This window comes from Corynebacterium sp. MSK218 (assembly GCF_030232655.1).
Classification (GTDB): domain Bacteria; phylum Actinomycetota; class Actinomycetes; order Mycobacteriales; family Mycobacteriaceae; genus Corynebacterium.
This window is the reverse complement of record NZ_JASPGN010000040.1, coordinates 1-404: the sequence shown is the minus strand read 5'-3', so window position 1 is coordinate 404 and position 404 is coordinate 1. Positions and strand designations below refer to the sequence as shown.

1 pseudogene is annotated in these 404 nt (G+C 53.5%); it reads left to right on the top strand.

The annotated features are described in order from the left end of the window. Positions 1 to 404, top strand: a pseudogene (locus QP922_RS12840) (IS1634 family transposase); the annotation flags it as partial.

Here is a 404-nt window from a genome sequence, read left to right as displayed (position 1 = left end):
CACTCACCTGATCAAGTTGAGCAGCTTAAAGCCCAGGCCCGGCGTCTTATTGATGCAGATCAACTCACCCTTGATCTTGGAGTAGAGCCTTCAGCAAGCAGGGGAACCGCTGATGACCCGGTGCCGGTGACAGCACAGCGAGCAGGTTACTTGTTGGACTGTATTGATGCGTGTTTCAACGAGTTAGGTCTTGCTGCAGCAACTGGTGATGATCCGGTGTTTCGGGATCTGGTGCGTGCCCGGTTGATTAATCCTGGCTCGAAGTTTGATTCGATCGAAACCCTTGCTGAAGTTGGGGTGACAAGCGCAAGCTACGCCACGATTAAACGCCGACTACCTGGCTTTGCTACAGATGCCTTCGGCGAAGGATTAACCCAAGTGCTGGCGCATCATGCAGGTATCGG